Here is a 16,806-nt window from a genome sequence, read left to right as displayed (position 1 = left end):
TCGAGAGGGTACCGGCGCTGGCCCTCCTTCCTCTACCTGGCGGTCCAAAGTGCTGCGGTTATTCTATGAATCCAAGATTTAAAGGGTTAGTTTTCTCATTCTTCTATGTGGTTAATTTTTCATGCTTGGTGGATGAGTTCGTTAATTAAAAGGCGCGATTTAGCAACGAGCAAAATCCAATGTAAGCATTGTGTAAATTCAGACTATGAATCGTTACATAATGCATAGAATGAACTTCGAAAGAAGATAAGCATGTAAGGAATAGAGGTGTTGAGAAATTCAGTGGTTATGGCCCGGGAGATATGGTGTCGCTCCAGGGCGGTAGCGTGGGTAAAAGAATTTTAGGCCCTAATAAAACGACGAGTGGGGGAATCGGCATGATTGCAAGCCGTATGGAATACCGTTCAGGATGGAGAAAGCCGCTACTGGGGCTTTCTTTCATGGTGGCGCTGTCGGGTTGTGCGTTCGCGCCCGGCAGCAATATCGATTATGAAGCTGATTCGCAGGGAGAGGACATTTCCGACAACATCGAGGTCAAGGCAATTACTCCGAGTCTCATCAAGACGATGGCGGCGACGGGAGACGATTTGCGCGACTCGTTGTTTGAGTACGCTGAGAATGCGGTGCCCGAATTCGAGACCGGTTACGACTACATAATCGGGCGCGGTGATGTGCTTAGCGTCGTGGTGTATGACCACCCTGAGTTGACGATTCCCGCCGGGAGTGAACGGAGCGCGGAAGAGTCGGGCAACGTGGTGCATTCGGATGGCACCATCTTCTATCCCTACATCGGCACGGTGGAGGTCGCGGGACGCACTGTGCGCGATGTTCGTGGGGAGATTCAACGTCGCCTCGAAGGCTATATCGCGCAGCCTCAGGTGGACGTGAAAGTCGCTGCCTTCAACGCGCAGAAGGCGTATGTCACCGGCCAAGTCGAGCAGGCTGGTGCGCAGCCGATCACCAATGTGCCGCTTACAGTGCTGGATGCGCTCAGCAGCGTCGGTGGTCTGACGCAGGGCGGCGACTGGCATGACGTCGTGCTGACCCGCGATGGCGTCGAGCGGCACTTGTCGGTGTACGACATGCTGGTCAATGGCGATCTTGATCAGAACCTGTTGCTACAGGATGGCGACGTGTTGCATGTGCCGGTTGTCGGCAATAATCAGGTCTATGTGATGGGCGAGGTCAATACGCCGACCGCCGTGCCGATGCCGAATGCGCGCTTCTCGCTGACCAATGCCTTGTCACAGGCCGGGGGCATCAATGAGAACAGCGCCGATGCTTCGGGTATCTTCGTGATTCGCCGCAATCAGGATGTCGACAGCGAAACCTACGCGACTGTTTACCAGCTCAACGCCGAGAGCGCGATCGCCTTTGCACTGGGGTCGGAATTCATCCTCCAGCCCACCGATGTGGTGTATGTCACCGCCGCGCCGATGGCGCGTTGGAACCGCGTCATCAGCCAGATCCTGCCTAGCGTGACGGCGATCTACCAGCTGTCGCAGACCACACGTGACATCAAGGACCTCAACGACGATTTTTAAGCCGTCATTGTCTCAAGGCCCGCCGTCGCTGCCGCCTAATGCATTGATATGACACGGCGTCGGGCCTCGAGCCCACATTCTCTTGGAGTGGGAATTTTATGAATCTCAATGTACCTGCCCCACAAACCAATAAAACCGATAATGACGATGGCAATGACATGGAGCTGGGGCGCATTTTAGGCCTCTTGTTCGACGCCAAGGGCTTGGTGATCAGCCTGATTGTACTGTTCGCGTTTTTGGGGACGGCGTATGCCTTTCTCAAGACGCCGATCTTTCAGGCCAAGTCGCTGGTCCAGGTGGAAACCAAGAGTCCCAATAACCCACTGGCGGATGCGTCGATGTCGATGCTTTCGCAAACGCCACCGTCGCGCTCGGAGATGGAGATTATGAAATCGCGCATGGTGCTCGGCCGTGCGGTGGATCTGCTCAACCTAGATATCCGCGTCGAGCCGGTACGCGTGCCGTTCATCGGCGGTTTTTTGCAGCGCCACAAGATCACCGCGCCTGCCTTCGCACAGGACTGGGGTTATGCCTGGGGCGATGATCGTATTCAGGTCGCTGGTATGCCCGTGGCTGATGATTACTTGGGACAGACTTTCACCCTCGAAGTACTCGACGAGACCCGCTATGCCTTGAACTACCGTGGCGAGCGTCTGGGTGAGGGCGTTGTCGGCGAGGAGGAGAGCTTTCTCGCCGGTGCGGTGGGCGTGGAGGTAGAGTCGATTGCGGCGGCGCCAGGCGCGACCTTCACTCTGACCCATGCGCAGCGCGTGGTGGCCGTCGATCATCTACGCAATAATTTTGGCATTGCCGAGCGGGGTAATGGTACGGGGATTCTGGCCTGGACCCTGACCGACCCGTCGCCTGCATTGGCCGAGCGGATATTGGCCACCATCGGTGATATCTATGTCACGCAGAATATCCAGCGTCAGTCCGAGGAGGCGCGCAAGAGCCTGGAGTTTCTGAATAAGCAAGTGCCTGAGGTGCGTGGTGAGCTTTCTAGTGCCGAGCAACAACTCAACGCCTATCGCTCCGAAAACGACAGCGTAGATATTTCTATGGAGACCCAGTCGGTGCTCGACCGTGTGGTCAACCTGGAAAGTCAGCTCAATGAGTTGGAGTTCTCCGAAGCGGAAATCTCTCGACGCTTCACGCCCAGCCACCCGACCTATGCGGCCTTGCTGGAGAAGAAGGCGCAGCTGAAAAAGGAGCTGGCGTCCCTGGAAGAGCGCATCGACGGTATGCCGGAAACCCAGCAAGAAGTGTTGCGCATGCAGCGCGATGTTTCCGTCAATCAAGAAATCTATGTGCAGTTGCGCAACAAGGTGCAGGAAATGCAAATCGCGGAGGCCAGCACTGTGGGTAATGTGCGGGTGCTGGATGAAGCAGAGCCATTTCCGCAGCCAGTGGCGCCTGACAAGATGATGATCATCGCTTTGGCGACATTTCTGGGGGCAGTGTTCGCGGTGGCTTTGGTGATGCTACGGGCGATGTTCAACCGCGGCCTGGAAAGCCCCGACCAGCTCGAACAACTAGGTCTGCCGGTCTATGCCATCGTGCCCAAGTCGGACGATCAGAACAAACTCAGCCGTCGCATTCGCCGGGGAGGACGCTCGCAGAGCGTACCGGCGGGGCTACTGGCGTGGCATCGTCCGTTGGACATCTCTATCGAGGCGATGCGTAGCCTACGCACCAGCTTGCACTTCGCGATGCTCGATAGTACCGACAACCGTTTGATGATCACTGGGCCCAGCCCGGGCGTGGGCAAGAGCTTCATTGCTGGCAACCTGGCTGCGGTGTGTGCCCAGAACGGCCAGCGTGTACTGGTGATCGACGGCGACATGCGCAAGGGACAGATGCACAAGATCTTCAAGGGACCTTCCGAGGATGGCTTGAGCGAGATCCTTGCCGGTCGCCATTCGCTGGAGGAAATGGCGCGCCCTGTAGAAAGCGTCGAGGGGCTCGAGTATTTGGCGCGCGGGGTGGTGCCGCCGAATGCCTCGGAACTGCTGGCGTCGTCGCGCTTCACTGAGTTGTTGGCTACGGCTAGCGAGCGTTACGACCTAGTGATCGTCGACTCGCCGCCGGTGCTGGCGGTGACCGATGCCACGGTGATCGGCAAGTGCGTGGGCACGACCCTGATGGTGGCACGCTTCCAGGTTAATCCGCCCAAGGAAGTCGAGCTGGCTATGCGGCGTCTGGATACCAGTGGGGTGCGCGTCAAGGGCGCGATACTCAATGGCTTGGAGCGCAAGGCGGCTACAGCATACACCTACGGCTATTACAACTATTCCTATCGTTAAAGGACGCCTTTCGGTGATGACGCCCGGCACTGATCGGGCGCCACCTTGCTTTGGTTGCGGGTGGTGCGCGAGAGGCTAAACGTTGTCGATGGAAGACGAGGCGCTGGGAACTGTGGTGATGACAGCGGTGCTGTGGGGCGCGGCGGTTTATACCGTTAGCGTGTTTTTTCTGAACGTGGCAAATGTGCATGGGATGGTATTTGCCAAGCGACGGACGGCGAAATGAGAGACGACGATAAACGGATTGCGGTGTTCCTGCCTTCGCTGGCGGGCGGTGGCGCTGAGCGTGTGATGGTAACCCTCGCCAATGGATTCGCGACCCATGGCGTGCCGGTGGACCTTGTCGTGGTCGCAGCCGAGGGGGCGTATCTGGAAGATGTCTCGCCGCATGTGCGCCTGGTGGAACTTGGTGCCTCGCGCGTGCTGTTCAGCCTGCCAGCGCTGGTGCGTTATTTACGTCGTGAACGCCCGCACGCCTTACTCTCGGCCCTCAACCACGCCAACATCGTCGCCCTATGGGCACGTAAATTGGCGCGTACGAAGACCCGGCTAGTGGTCTCGGAGCGTAATAACTTGTCGAGTGCCATGTCGAGCGGCCGTTTCAAGCGAGGGTTGCCGTGGTTGATGCGTCTGAGTTACCCCTCAGCGGACGCTATCGTTGCGGTTTCCAGCGGGGTGGCGGATGACCTCGCGCAGACGGTGCGTTTGCCGAGGGAGCGCATCGATGTCGTCTACAACCCCATCAATTCGAACTTGCCCCGATTGTGTGAAGTGCCAGTCGAACATCCTTGGCTGGTCGAGGGTGAGCCGCCGGTGATCGTCGCGGCGGGGCGGTTGGCCGTACAGAAGGACTTCGCCACGTTGGTTGAGGCGTTCGCCATGGTACGTCAGACCCATCGCGCACGCTTGGTGATCCTCGGTGAGGGTGAATTACGCGCCACGCTCGAGGCGCGCATCGCCGAGCTGGGTATCGGCGATGACGTGGCGCTGCCGGGGTTCGTCGATAATCCCTACCCGTGGATGCGCAAGGCGTCTTTGTTCGTGTTGTCTTCAGCGTGGGAAGGCTTTTGCAACGTGCTGGCCGAGGCCATGGCATGCGGCACGCCGGTAGTGAGCACGAATTGTCCCAGCGGCTCGGCGGAGATCCTCGAAGACGGAAAGTGGGGACGGCTGGTGCCGGTCGGCGACGCATCGGCATTAGCGAGGGCCATATCCGAGACGCTCAATGACGAGACGCACCCCGATGTTTGCCACCGAGCACGTAGCTTCAATTTGCAGCAGGCTCTTTCCGGCTACCTGCATGCGCTGCGGGTGTCGCTGCCGAAGGAGCATCGCTATGAATGATGTTCAACGCATGCTGGCACTCGGGCTCGGCCAGGCATTCAAGCTTTTTTATACGTCATGTGGCGCCAGACCATTTAAGTTCAGGCGCGTCAGCACTCCCGTAAGTTGAGGCAAGCGATGAAACTACTAATACCCACTGAAGGCTCGTTTGGTTACAAGGCCATGTGTCTGGTCCTGGCGGGTATTTATGCCTGGTTTTTGATGGGGCTGGATGTCGATGGTTATATCGACCGGGGGAATTACCTCATCTATGCCAAGCACTCCGACGAAATCTTCGTCATGTATGCCGCGAGTGGCCTCAAAGCGATGATCACCAACGAGCCGATTTGGCTGTTGTTCAATATCTGGGCTGCCAAGTTTTTTTCCCCAGAAGACACGCTTCGCGTGATTATCTTCTTTTCGTCTTTCTTGATCTCGTTTCTGGTGTTGAGGAGCTATCCGAAGTACGCCTTCTTTTTGATCCTTTTTATCCTCATGCCTCAGGTCTTGAAGAATAATATTATTCACTTGCGACAGGGCTTAGGTATTACATTTTTCTTTCTAGGGTGGTGGTGTCGTTATCTGCCTCTGCGGATATTATTTATCGGCTTGGCACCTCTTGTACATGCGTCATTTTTCTTCATTAATGCTTTATTCCTTCTCAATATCGCGTTTTCGACATTCTCAGTCTCCACCGTGTGGCGCGTTGTTTATACCCTGGGAGTGGGGGTTATGTTGGGGGCGGTAGGTATCTTGCTGGCCGACGTACTCGGGGCACGACAAGGCGAGAGCGCGGAATACAGCGGTATGGGCGCTGGGGGCTCGGGGCTGGCATTTGTATTCTGGTTCGTGTTCTCCGTGATCTTCTTTATGGAGGGTAAGTCATTTCTCAGGAACAACTTCTTCGCAGCGTCGGTTCTGGTTTTTTATCTCTCGACATACTTTCTGCTTCCAGTCACGGCACGTGTGTTCGAAAGCGGCATGCTGGTGGTGTTGCTAGCTTCGCTGGGGTTGACCGATTGGCGACGCTACGCGGCGTATGCGCTGTACGCCTTTTATTTCTGCATGCAGTGGTACCCACTTTTTGGACTCCCTGGGTATGGCTGGGGGGCCGAAAGCGCGATATAACGTTTAATAATGATGACCATGCGTCAGGATTTATATTTCAGGGAGAGGTAAGATGCAGCGTAATATTCCATTGGATATTCTTAAGCTGATATTGGCTGTGATCGTGGTGATTTCACATGCAGGGGTATTGTGGGGATATAGCGAATTGGGATATCAACTGACCGTGGAGGGGGTGTTTCGTATCGTGGTGCCTATTTTCATGATGGTGAGCGGGTACTTTTTCATCAGCGTGATTCGCTCGAGATCGCTCGTCATCTGGCTCAAGAAGGTGGTGGCGATGTATGCCTTCTGGATGCTGGTGTATGTTTATTTCTGGCTTGATATTCCGGCGACGACTGCGAATGAGATTTTGAGATTACTGCGCGTTGCGGTCATGGGCTATCACCATCTGTGGTTTCTATCGGCACTGATCGGGGCTGCCATTTTACTGTACATGCTGCGCAATCTCTCCGTGAAAGTCCTGCTGGTATGGGCGTTGATGCTCTATGTCATGGGCGCTTTCTTTATGTATGCCGGTAATTACCATCTGTTTGCCGGCAGTGTGCTGGACAAGCTGTTCCATGAATCCTGGTCCTATCGCAACTTCTTATTTTTCGGCTTCCCTTTCTTCTGTATTGGATATCTGCTGCGATCTTGGGAAGGGATACGTCAGCTAGATCGCCGTTATTACGCGATCTGGAGCCTGGCGGGCGCGCTCCTGCTGCTGGGGGAATCCTACCTCAATTATGTCAGTCTCGAAGGGCTGCCACATTTCGATATGTACCTGAGCCTCCTAGTCGTTTGTCCTGGGCTTTTCCTTTGGGTTTCGTCGATGCAGGTACCTGGCGACAGCAAGACCCTGGCGTATTACGCGACGGCGCTGTACTTCATTCATCCGCTATTCATTTCGCTGTTCGAGGCGCTTTCGTACCAGCGAGGCACCATGTTGGCGCTGCTGGCGTTGGCCTCGTCGCTGGTGGCCGTGGTGCTGCTCAAGGGGAGTCGGAAGCACTTGGGATTTGCCTTCGGTGGGTGAAGCCATCGTACAACGCATGACGATCACGTCGATTCGAGGATGCAATTGCTTATGTTAGCCAAACCGCTGAATGTCCTGCATGTCATCACTGGCCTGACCGATGGTGGTGCTGAGAACATACTTTATCAGTTGTGTCGTAACGACCGGCACAATACACATCGGGTCGTCTGCTTGATGGATGCCGGCTACTACGGCCCCCTCTTCGATGAGGCGGGCATCGAGGTCGTTTGCCTGAACATGCCACGTGGTCGCGTGACGCCCCGAGGCATGTGGCGGTTGTGGCGCGTCATGCGTGCCTGGCGGCCTGATGTCGTGCAAACCTGGATGTATCACGCTGACTTGGTTGGCGGCGTGATGGCGCGCCTGGCGGGGATAAAAGCGGTCTGCTGGGGCATTCGCAACAGTAACTTGCTCCCCGGCGTGTCCAGGCGCAGTACGATCTGGGTCGCCAAGGCGTGTGGAATTTTGTCTAGCGTGGTACCGAGCAGCATCGTGAGCTGCTCTCAGAATGCGGTGGAGGTGCATCGCAAACTGCATTATGCGGCCATGAAGTTCGTGGTCGTGCCCAATGGCTGTAATTTGTCGCTGTTGATGCCGGATGCCGAGGCGCGGACTCGGGTGCGCGACGAATGGGGACTCGACGCCGACATGCCGCTGTTCGGCATGGTGGCGCGCTTCGACCCGCAAAAGGACCACGACAGTCTGATCGCCGCCTTGGCGCAGCTCAAAGGGCTGGGGTGGGACTTCCGCTGTGCGCTGATAGGCGCTGGGCTGGATACTGACAACGCCGAACTGACCCAATTGCTGGAGGACCATGGGATACGCGACCGGGTGCTTCTGGTCGGGCGGCGCAGTGACATTCCGGCAGTCATGAATGCCCTTGACGTTCACGTACTGTCGTCCAGTTTCGGTGAGGCGTTTCCCAATGTATTGGCTGAGGCAATGGCATGCGGTACGCCGTGCGTGTCCACAGATGTCGGTGATGCTGCCTTTATCGTTGGCGACACCGGATGGATCGTGCCGCCCAGTGATTCGCGAGTGCTGGCGGATCAATTGGCCATGGTGCTGGGCGAGCACGCCGACTCGGCGGCTTGGCAGGTGCGCCAGCAATGCGCGCAGCAACGTGTCGTCGATACCTTTAGCGTACAACGCATGGTCGAAGGCTATAGCGCGTCCTGGCATAAGGCGTGCCTCACATGAATGCTAATTGGATGACTTATTTAGCCCGCTCTGAGGGCGAACCGCTGCGTCCGCCGGCCTTCGTAATTTCCCTGGATTTCGAGCTGCACTGGGGGATGTCGGACATCGTGACCACGCCCGAACACCCGTACGTGCGCCGTTTGCTCGGCGCGCGACGTGCGGTGCCGGCGATGTTGGATCTCTTCCGTGAGCGCCATATCTGTGCGACCTGGGCCACGGTGGGTTTTTTGTTCGCCGAGGACCGCGAGACGCTGAGGCGCTTTTCGCCCACGCGGCGCCCGCATTATGTCAATCCGGCACTCGATAATTATCGCCTGACCATCGGTGATGACGAGGCCAGCGATCCGCTGCATTACGCCCGTTCGCTGGTCGATTTGATTGCGCAGACGCCGGGCCAAGAGATCGCCTCGCATACCTTTTCACATTACTACTGCCATGAAGAAGGCCAGACGCCTGAGGATTTCAAGGCCGATCTCGCGGCGGCGATGGCTATCGCTGAGCATGTCGGGCATCGCCCGAGTTCGTTGGTGTTGCCGCGCAATCAGGTCGACGAGGCCTATCTGGCGCCGATGCACGAGGCGGGTTTTCGTTGTTATCGCGGCAATCCGCAGCGCGCGGGATTTTCGCGTTATCAACGCGACGCAACCTTTCGACGCGCGCTGCGCTTGCTGGACAGCTATGTCGACCTGACCGGGCACCACGGCATCAAGTGGCGCGATCTCAAGGGCGACCCGCTGAATATTCCGGCCAGCATGTTTCTACGTCCCCGTCGTGGGGTGCCGCAGTTGGATGCACTACGGCTGCGACGCATCAAGAATGCGATGCGTTCTGCCGCCAGGCATGGCGAGATATTTCATCTGTGGTGGCATCCGCACAACTTCGGCGGGGATACCGATGCCCACCTGCGTGATCTCGCCGCCATCATTGGCTATTTCCAGTCGCTTTCCATCGAATACGGCATGCGCTCGATGTCGATGGGCGACGTTTTGATGCGTCACGAACAGGCCACGACAGCCCCTTCGACGACCTAGCCCCTAGGCGCTCGCCGCATACGCGGTCGGCGCGATCACTGCTCTTGGTGACTGCTTGCCAACGCGCTTACGCGCGAGGGTCGGGGAGGCTTTGTCTTCATTTCAAGAACGGGTCTTCAAAAGTGGGTCTTCAAGATGCCCCACAGGCTCTCTCCACTGCAGAGGAGTTGTTTCCATGAACGATAAAACGATTGTGCTGGTCTCCAACACATCCTGGTTTCTCTACAACTTTTGCCAGGGGTTGTTGAAGGCGCTCGAGCGACGTGGATTTCGCGTGGTTTGTCTGGTGCCCGATGACGATTATTCGCAACGCCTGCTCGATGAATTCGACGTCACCCTTCACAGCATGCCCATGGACGGCAAAAGCACGGGGCCCGCGCGGGAAGGGAAGTGCCTGTTCTGGTTGTACGGGCAGTTGCGTGAGTTGCGTCCCGCCTTCGTATTCAACTTCACGATCAAGGCCAATCTCTATGCGGGCCTGGCGTGCCGCGCCCTGAGAATTCCGTATGCCAACACCATTACCGGACTTGGGACGGCTTTCCTGCATGACAGCCACTTGTTTCGCCAGGTGCGACGGCTCTACGGCGTCGCCAATGCCGGGGCGACGCGGGTGTTCTTCCTTAATCCCGATGATCGCGGGCTCTTCGAACGCCAAGGCATGCTGCAAAAAGTCGACTGGGAGATGTTGCCGGGCGCAGGGGTCGATGTGGCGCGCTTTGCGTTTACGCCGCTGCCCCAGGAAGGACCCTTCACCTTTGTGTTGATCGCGCGACTGCTGGGTGACAAGGGCGTGCGTGAGTACGTCGCGGCGGCGGAGCAGGTGCGCGGCATTCATACAGAGACGCGTTTTCTGATCGTCGGGCCCAAGGGCGTCAGCAATCGCACGGCGATCGACGACGAGGAGATCGAGGCTTGGCGCGAGCGGGGGGTCGTTGAATACGTCGGTGCCCAGGACGATGTGCGGCCCTGGCTCGCCCAGTCTCACGTGCTGGTGCTGCCGTCCTATCGCGAGGGGATGCCGAGCACGGTGCTGGAGGCGGGCGCGATGGGGCGGCCTACCATCGCCACCGATGTGCCGGGGTGTCGCCATGCCGTGGCCGACGGTGAAACCGGTTGGCTATGTCGGGTCAAGGACGTCGATTCGTTGGCGGCACGTATGCGCGCATGCCGGGTCATGACGCCCTGGGCACTTTCCCGCGTGGGCGTGGCGGCACGTCGACGCGCCGAAAAGGAATTCTCGCAGGACATCGTCGTGGCGGGATATTTGGCCTGCCTGGAGACCGGCCTGATGAGTCAACAACGTATGAAAATGGAGGCATGATGGCGATATTAGTGACGGGCGGCGCCGGCTACATCGGCTCGCATATGGTGCTGCGGCTCATGGAGGCCGGCCACGACGTTGTCGTGATCGACAACCTCTGTAACGCCTCGCGTGAGTCGCTGGAACGCGTCTCACAATTGACCGGCAAGGAAGTGACCTTCATTGAGGGCGACATCCGCGATCGCTCGCTGTTGGATTATATTTTTGCGGATTTCGAGATCAGCGATGTGTTGCACTTCGCCGGGCTCAAATCCGTGGGGGAGAGCGTCAACGAGCCGTTGGCGTATTTCGAGAATAACGTGGCGGGCACCATAACGTTGTGCCAGGCCATGTCGGCGGCGGGCATTCACCGTTTGGTGTTCAGTTCCTCGGCGACGGTGTACGGCGATGCTACGCGCATGCCGTTGAGCGAGAGTGCGCCCACCGGTCAGCCGACCAACGCCTACGGGCATTCCAAGCTGATGGTCGAGGGGGTGCTGCGCAAGTTGGCACGCTCCGATGCACGCTGGTCGATAGCACTGCTGCGCTACTTCAATCCCGTGGGGGCACATCCCAGCGGGCTCATCGGCGAGGACCCGTCGGGTAAGCCCAATAACCTGCTGCCGTTTATCTCCCAGGTGGCGATCGGACGTCTGCCGGCGCTATCGGTCTTCGGCGATGACTATCCGACGCCGGACGGTACCGGCGTGCGTGACTACATACATGTCATGGATCTGGTCGAGGGGCATCTGGCGGCGATGCGCGTGCTGGCGGATCGCCCGGGGGTGAATGTCTGGAATCTGGGCACCGGTCAGGGCTATTCAGTACTCGAAATGGTGCGCGCTTTCGAGATGATCTCGCAGCGCGACGTGGCGTATCGCATCGTGCCGCGCCGCGATGGGGACATCGCCGAATGCTGGGCAGATGCCTCGCTGGCCGCGCATGAGTTGGGCTGGAAAGCTCAGCGGGGCCTAACCGACATGATCGTCGATACCTGGCGCTGGCAGTCGAGCAATCCCGAAGGCTACCCAAGCAAACGCGTAGTGCGACGTGACAACCTCGGCAAGCCTGGCGGCATGGCCAACGCCTTGCCGAAGATCTACCTCATCGACACGACACGCGCCAACCGAGTGGCATCGTGACAATCTGGCAAGAGGATACCGGGTACGGCCAACCAACTGCGCTCTAGTATCTTTATATATCGCTCGTGCCATAACGGTAACTTTTCGACAGTAAGCAGATATCTTCTGAAAATCAATAATTCTGGAATGTGCTTTTTTATAAATAAGGGGACAGGTGGTGAAGCTTTGTATTGTTACGCCCTCTTTTTCAGGAGGAGGAGCAGAAAGAATAGCCATCAATTTAGCAAATCATTACACTAAAAAGGGGCTGGATGTTTGTCTGATTGTTTTCGAGGGAGTTGGACCGTATCGTAATCAAATTGATGGTTCTATAAAATTGATAGATTTTAATGCTAAAAGGTGGCGTTATGATGTCTGGGATAAGTTGAGAAAAGCCTTGAAGGCTGAGTCTCCAACGCATGTTTTATCTGTTCTAAGAGATGTTAATATATGCGTCGGATTAGCTCTTCCATTAAACAATAAGACAAGAGTTGTGTTTCGTGAAGCTAATACCATGGATGGTGTTAGACGTGAATCTTGGCGACGCAGGTTGATTTATAAGGCGCTTATGCGATTCGCCTACCGGCGTGCTGATGTCGTAATTGCAAATTCTATAGATACAAAAAAAGATCTGATAAGCGATAGGATGGCTAAAGAAAGTCAAGTGGAGGTGATTGGTAATCCGGTTATTAATGATGACTTGGTTGAAAAAACCGGAGGTGCTTTATATCATGATTGGTTGTCTTCCTCTGATATTTTTGTTGTTTTGCACGTTGGTCGTCTTCATGTCCAAAAAAATCAAGCGCTTTTGTTAAGTGCGTTTTCTTTGGCTGTCAGGTCGGTTCCTGACCTTAAGCTTGTTATTCTAGGTGAAGGCGACGAAAAAAATAACCTAGAAAAACTTGCAAGTGAATTAGGTATTAAGGATAGCGTTGATTTTGTTGACTTCCAAAATAATCCTTACCCGTATTATAAAGCGGCAGATTTATTTGTTTTGTCTTCTGACTGGGAAGGCTTCGGGAATGTGATAGTGGAAGCATTGGCATGTGGCACGCCCGTTATCAGTACGGATTGTCCAGGTGGCCCAAGGACCATACTTGCTAATGGTAAGTATGGTGTACTAGTACCTTGTGGTGATGCGGAACGACTTTCATCGGAGATAGTTAACCATGTAAGCAATGTTGGCTCGTGGGACTTTGAAGAACTTAAAATGCGTGCAAATGAGTTTTCAGTTGAAGCCGTCGCAAAAAAATATTTGGAAGCAATCCGTTAACCGCTTGATTTTTTATGCTCCTGAATGACTGAGCAGGCTGTCGGTTCAGGTCTTGTGGTGCGTTCACCGCTCAGTTCGATACGAAAAAAGCCGTTGCAGGCGGCATTCAGGGATGGCCTTTCACCTATGGCGAGTGGCTTTCCTGAATCGTGTTTTGGTAGGAGCATGCTGATTCTACAAGATAAAAACCACTCGGTATCTTCTTTTCTTTCGCGGCCCGGTGAGTTAGGCGGGCTTTCTGATAGGCAGAGATATGCATGCTTAACCTAGTTATTACATTGCGACAGAAAACCCATGAAGTATGGCGCAGCGGCTTTGTAAGAAGCGTTGCTGTCGTTGCCAGTGGGACGGCAGGAGCGCAGGCGATCACGATGGCTTTTGCACCGCTTATTACTCGCCTTTATGGTCCTGAAGCATACGGTGTGCAAGGTACTTTTATGGCCATACTGGGTGTGGCGGTTCCGGTCGGCGCGCTTGCCTATCCGATTTCTATTGTTTTACCACGACGAGATGAAGAAGCCCTTGGGATTATACAGTTGAGTGCTTATATCTCCGTAGTTATTGCGGCTTTATTGGCGTTCGGTTTGTGGATGGGGGGAGAAGAGTTTATTTCACTCTTGGAAATAGAAAGCGTGGGCAACTTTATCTACTTTTTGCCTGTGGCTGTATTGTTCGCGGCCTGGAAGCAGATAGCCCAGCAGTGGTTGATACGCAAAAAAGAATTCGGTGTGATTGCTCGTTCCGCCTTGGCAACTTCCGGTGCTCTGAATAGCGCCAGGGCCTTGGCCGGTTTCGTGAACCCCATCGGCGCTGTACTTATTGTGCTGGCAACCTTAGTAGAAGCGTTGCACGCATTGCTGATGTTAATAGGAATCCGGCAGCGCACTACGATAGATCGCAGTGTACCTTCAGAGGCACCCAAATTTAGCATCATCGAACTCGCTCGTCGGCATCGTGATTTTCCACTGTACCGAGCTCCACAAATCATGATCAACTCCGCATCGCAAAGTTTTCCGATGTTGATGTTGGCTGCATTTTTCGGCCCGTCCACTGCAGGGTTCTACATGCTCAGCAGAATGGTGATGGGTATGCCTACTACTTTGGTTGGTATGGCTGTCAGTGACGTTTTTTATTCTCGAATAACGGAAGCAGCCCATAATAGTGAGAATCTTTCTAAACACATTTTGCGAGCTACAGGTGTATTAGCTTTAATTGGCGTCATTCCGTTTTCGATTGTGATATTTTTTGGCCCTTGGATATTTAGTTTAGTGTTTGGGGCTGAATGGAGCGTGGCGGGAGAGTATGCTCGGTGGTTGGCTTTTTTCTTCTTTTTTAATCTAGTTAATAAGCCAAGTAATGCTGCAGTGCCCGTTTTAGGCATTCAACGTGGCCTGCTTTTTTATGAGGTTTTAAGTACCGGCGGGAAAGTTGCTGGTTTTTTTCTCGGAGCCTATTGGCTAAATAGTGATGTCTGGGCAGTCGCAATATTTTCTATCATTGGTATTGTCGCTTATAGCGGGGTGATGCTGTGGATTTACTTTTGTGCGGTTAGGTGGGACCGTGATGCGAAAAAAAACTTGATAAATCGTACTATGAATTCTCGAGTTATGTGTATGGTCTCTGGTGATAAATGAGCTATAGGGGTTAATCCCTGCATTCAGGCTATAAGTTCAGCACCAATAAGGAAAAGCCTCATGTCCAAGGTTTTATACGCTTGCAGTCGAAACTCTAGTTTCAGTCCCAATACTAAGAAGAAGCTGAATGAAATTTGCAATCAGCTTGTTCCTGACAATATCGATGTTCCGAAACCTCATGTAGTCCGTGTCGAAGATGATGTGGCATATGCTGTATGCATGGATAGTGGTGCCCTCCAAGAGTCCCGGATGAGCTTGCTTTTGGGGTTTCTATATGAAAAACACAAAGTGCGCTGGGATGAACCCGGGAAAAACTATCCAGATGGTAATTATGCATTGTTTAGGGGGGATGAGGCTGAGCTTGAAGTGGTAAGCGATTGTGTTGGGACTAGAACGGTCTGGTATTACCATGATGAAGAGATTTTTATTGCATCAACATCACAACGTGCAATAATCATGTTTCTTGGGACATTTGAGTTTGATGAAAGAGTGATCCCGTGGATGTTATCGACAGGCTCGTTGGGTCCACAGTTTTCTTGGGATAAAAGGATTGAACGCCTCCCGGTAGATAGTTCTTTATCGCTTGACAAGAAGTCATGGCGTACCTCTATCACTCAAACACCCATTAACTTTTCCGTGGTTAGTCGTAAGAAGGAAGACCATAAAAAAGTATTGAGTGATGCGATCAGTCAAACTATGGAGTCTCTTAAGGGTGTCGATTTCGAGCGATGGGTGCTACCGCTATCCGGGGGGTATGATAGTCGAGGAATCTTGTTTTTTATAAAAAATACAATAGGGGCTCCCGATAATCTTAAGGCGATAACGTGGGGCCTAGAGAAATCGCAGTATGAAAAAGACAATGATGCCTATGTGGCTAAGGAGCTAGCTCACTCCGTGGGAGTTCAGCATAAATACTACCATACAGATATTTCTCCAGAGCCACTCGAGGTGGTGTTCGATCGCTTCCTTTTTTGCAGTGAAGGTCGTGTTGATCGTATTGCTGGATACATGGATGGCATGGATATCTGGAAGCAGCTCCATGATGAGGGGGTAGATGGAGCCATTAGAGGAGATGAAAGCTTTGGAGAGCTTCCTGTTTCATCAGAATTGAATGTCAAAAATATAGTTGGTTTTGGGTTGTGTTACGATTATAAGAACTTATCTAAATTTATTGATGATTTTGGTTTTTCCTCTCAAGAGATTCCAGTTGAGTTGCAGAAAAAAGAAGAGGAAACGCTTTATGCATGGCGGGATAGGGTCCATCAAGAATATCGTATGCCAACCGTATTTGCTGCCTTATCAGATATAAAATTTTCGTATTTGGAGGAAATTAACCCTCTGCTTTCCAAGTCAGTTTTGGATGTCGTTAGAAGCTTGCCTGATGACCTCAGGGAAGACAAGTATCTGTTCAAGAGTGTAGTTGAATCTATGGGAGCTAATGTGCCATTTGCCATTAAATGCGCAAATGCTAATCCTGAAGACATACTCCGGGAGAAAGAGTGTGTCGACCTTATGAAATCAGAGATTATAAGTGATTACTCGGCTGAGCTGTTTGGGTCTGGCTTTGCAGATAGAGTTATTAGTGAAATAAAAGTTGGGAATGGCAAGTCGAGAAAATGGAGCATAAAAGGACTGGTAAGCCCGCTTTTACCTACCTCAATAAAGAACCGGCTGCGTGATACGGTCGCTCGCCCATCAGTCGATGGTAACGTTCTCGCGTTTAGAGTTTTCATGATTATAAGAATGCATAAGATGTTAACATTAGACGCTACGAGAATGGCCGACTTACAGCACCGTGCAGCAGACGAGGTGCGGGCTTCTTTAGAGCCTGAGTTAAGTCCCTCTGTCAATATTATGGGGTGAGCTTGTCTACTTTATAAAGCTCCGTCGAATTCGATTTCACGCAATGATAACGAGGCTATTGTGAGCGGATT

13 protein-coding genes are annotated in these 16,806 nt (G+C 53.8%); all 13 read left to right on the top strand.

Going from position 1 to position 16,806, the window contains the following annotated elements:
- Positions 1-302 precede the first annotated feature (302 nt).
- The 13 genes from LUN51_RS12860 (at position 303) to LUN51_RS12800 (ending at position 16,735) form a co-directional block, all read left to right on the top strand.
- Entirely contained in the window at positions 303-1,544 is a 1,242-nt protein-coding gene (locus LUN51_RS12860; protein ID WP_347276516.1) for a polysaccharide export protein, read from the top strand.
- A gap of 98 nt (positions 1,545-1,642) precedes the next feature.
- Positions 1,643-3,847, top strand: a complete 2,205-nt coding sequence (locus LUN51_RS12855) for a polysaccharide biosynthesis tyrosine autokinase (RefSeq protein ID WP_277811579.1) — start codon at positions 1,643-1,645, stop codon at positions 3,845-3,847.
- An 82-nt stretch (positions 3,848-3,929) separates the two neighbouring features.
- Positions 3,930-4,073: a hypothetical protein gene (locus LUN51_RS12850; RefSeq protein WP_277811578.1), complete on the top strand. Its 144-nt coding sequence runs from the start codon at positions 3,930-3,932 to the stop codon at positions 4,071-4,073.
- Positions 4,070-5,191, top strand: a complete 1,122-nt coding sequence (locus LUN51_RS12845) for a glycosyltransferase (RefSeq protein ID WP_277811577.1) — start codon at positions 4,070-4,072, stop codon at positions 5,189-5,191. Before LUN51_RS12850 ends, LUN51_RS12845 begins: the two co-directional genes overlap by 4 nt.
- A 117-nt stretch (positions 5,192-5,308) precedes the next feature.
- Entirely contained in the window at positions 5,309-6,298 is a 990-nt protein-coding gene (locus LUN51_RS12840) for an EpsG family protein (protein WP_277811576.1), read from the top strand.
- 52 nt (positions 6,299-6,350) lie between these two features.
- Complete coding sequence (locus LUN51_RS12835; RefSeq protein WP_277811575.1) at positions 6,351-7,313, top strand: acyltransferase family protein; 963 nt, start codon at positions 6,351-6,353, stop codon at positions 7,311-7,313.
- A 51-nt stretch (positions 7,314-7,364) separates the two neighbouring features.
- Positions 7,365-8,513 carry a glycosyltransferase gene (locus tag LUN51_RS12830; protein WP_277811574.1) on the top strand — a complete coding sequence of 383 codons (1,149 nt, stop codon included), beginning with the start codon at positions 7,365-7,367 and terminating at the stop codon, positions 8,511-8,513.
- Positions 8,510-9,544: a polysaccharide deacetylase family protein gene (locus LUN51_RS12825; RefSeq protein WP_277811573.1), complete on the top strand. Its 1,035-nt coding sequence runs from the start codon at positions 8,510-8,512 to the stop codon at positions 9,542-9,544. Before LUN51_RS12830 ends, LUN51_RS12825 begins: the two co-directional genes overlap by 4 nt.
- Before the next feature lie 175 nt (positions 9,545-9,719).
- Positions 9,720-10,865 carry a glycosyltransferase family 4 protein gene (locus LUN51_RS12820; protein ID WP_277811572.1) on the top strand — a complete coding sequence of 382 codons (1,146 nt, stop codon included), beginning with the start codon at positions 9,720-9,722 and terminating at the stop codon, positions 10,863-10,865.
- On the top strand, positions 10,865-11,986 hold the full coding sequence (gene galE, locus LUN51_RS12815; RefSeq protein WP_277811581.1) for a UDP-glucose 4-epimerase GalE: 1,122 nt from the start codon (positions 10,865-10,867) through the stop codon (positions 11,984-11,986). The genes LUN51_RS12820 and galE overlap by 1 nt, the downstream gene beginning before the upstream one ends.
- A 157-nt stretch (positions 11,987-12,143) precedes the next feature.
- A complete protein-coding gene (locus LUN51_RS12810) occupies positions 12,144-13,238 on the top strand; it encodes a glycosyltransferase (protein ID WP_277811571.1) in 1,095 nt (364 codons plus the stop codon).
- A gap of 257 nt (positions 13,239-13,495) precedes the next feature.
- The gene (locus tag LUN51_RS12805) at positions 13,496-14,872 is read left to right on the top strand and encodes a lipopolysaccharide biosynthesis protein (RefSeq protein WP_277811570.1); all 1,377 of its coding nucleotides are present in this window, start codon (positions 13,496-13,498) and stop codon (positions 14,870-14,872) included.
- Between the two features lie 60 nt (positions 14,873-14,932).
- Positions 14,933-16,735: a hypothetical protein gene (locus tag LUN51_RS12800; RefSeq protein WP_277811569.1), complete on the top strand. Its 1,803-nt coding sequence runs from the start codon at positions 14,933-14,935 to the stop codon at positions 16,733-16,735.
- The last annotated feature ends 71 nt before the right edge of the window (positions 16,736-16,806 follow it).

Source organism: Chromohalobacter canadensis (assembly GCF_029544075.1).
Lineage (GTDB): Bacteria > Pseudomonadota > Gammaproteobacteria > Pseudomonadales > Halomonadaceae > Chromohalobacter > Chromohalobacter canadensis_A.
The sequence above is the reverse complement of the archived record's forward strand: the minus strand, read 5'-3'. Positions and strand labels throughout refer to the sequence as shown.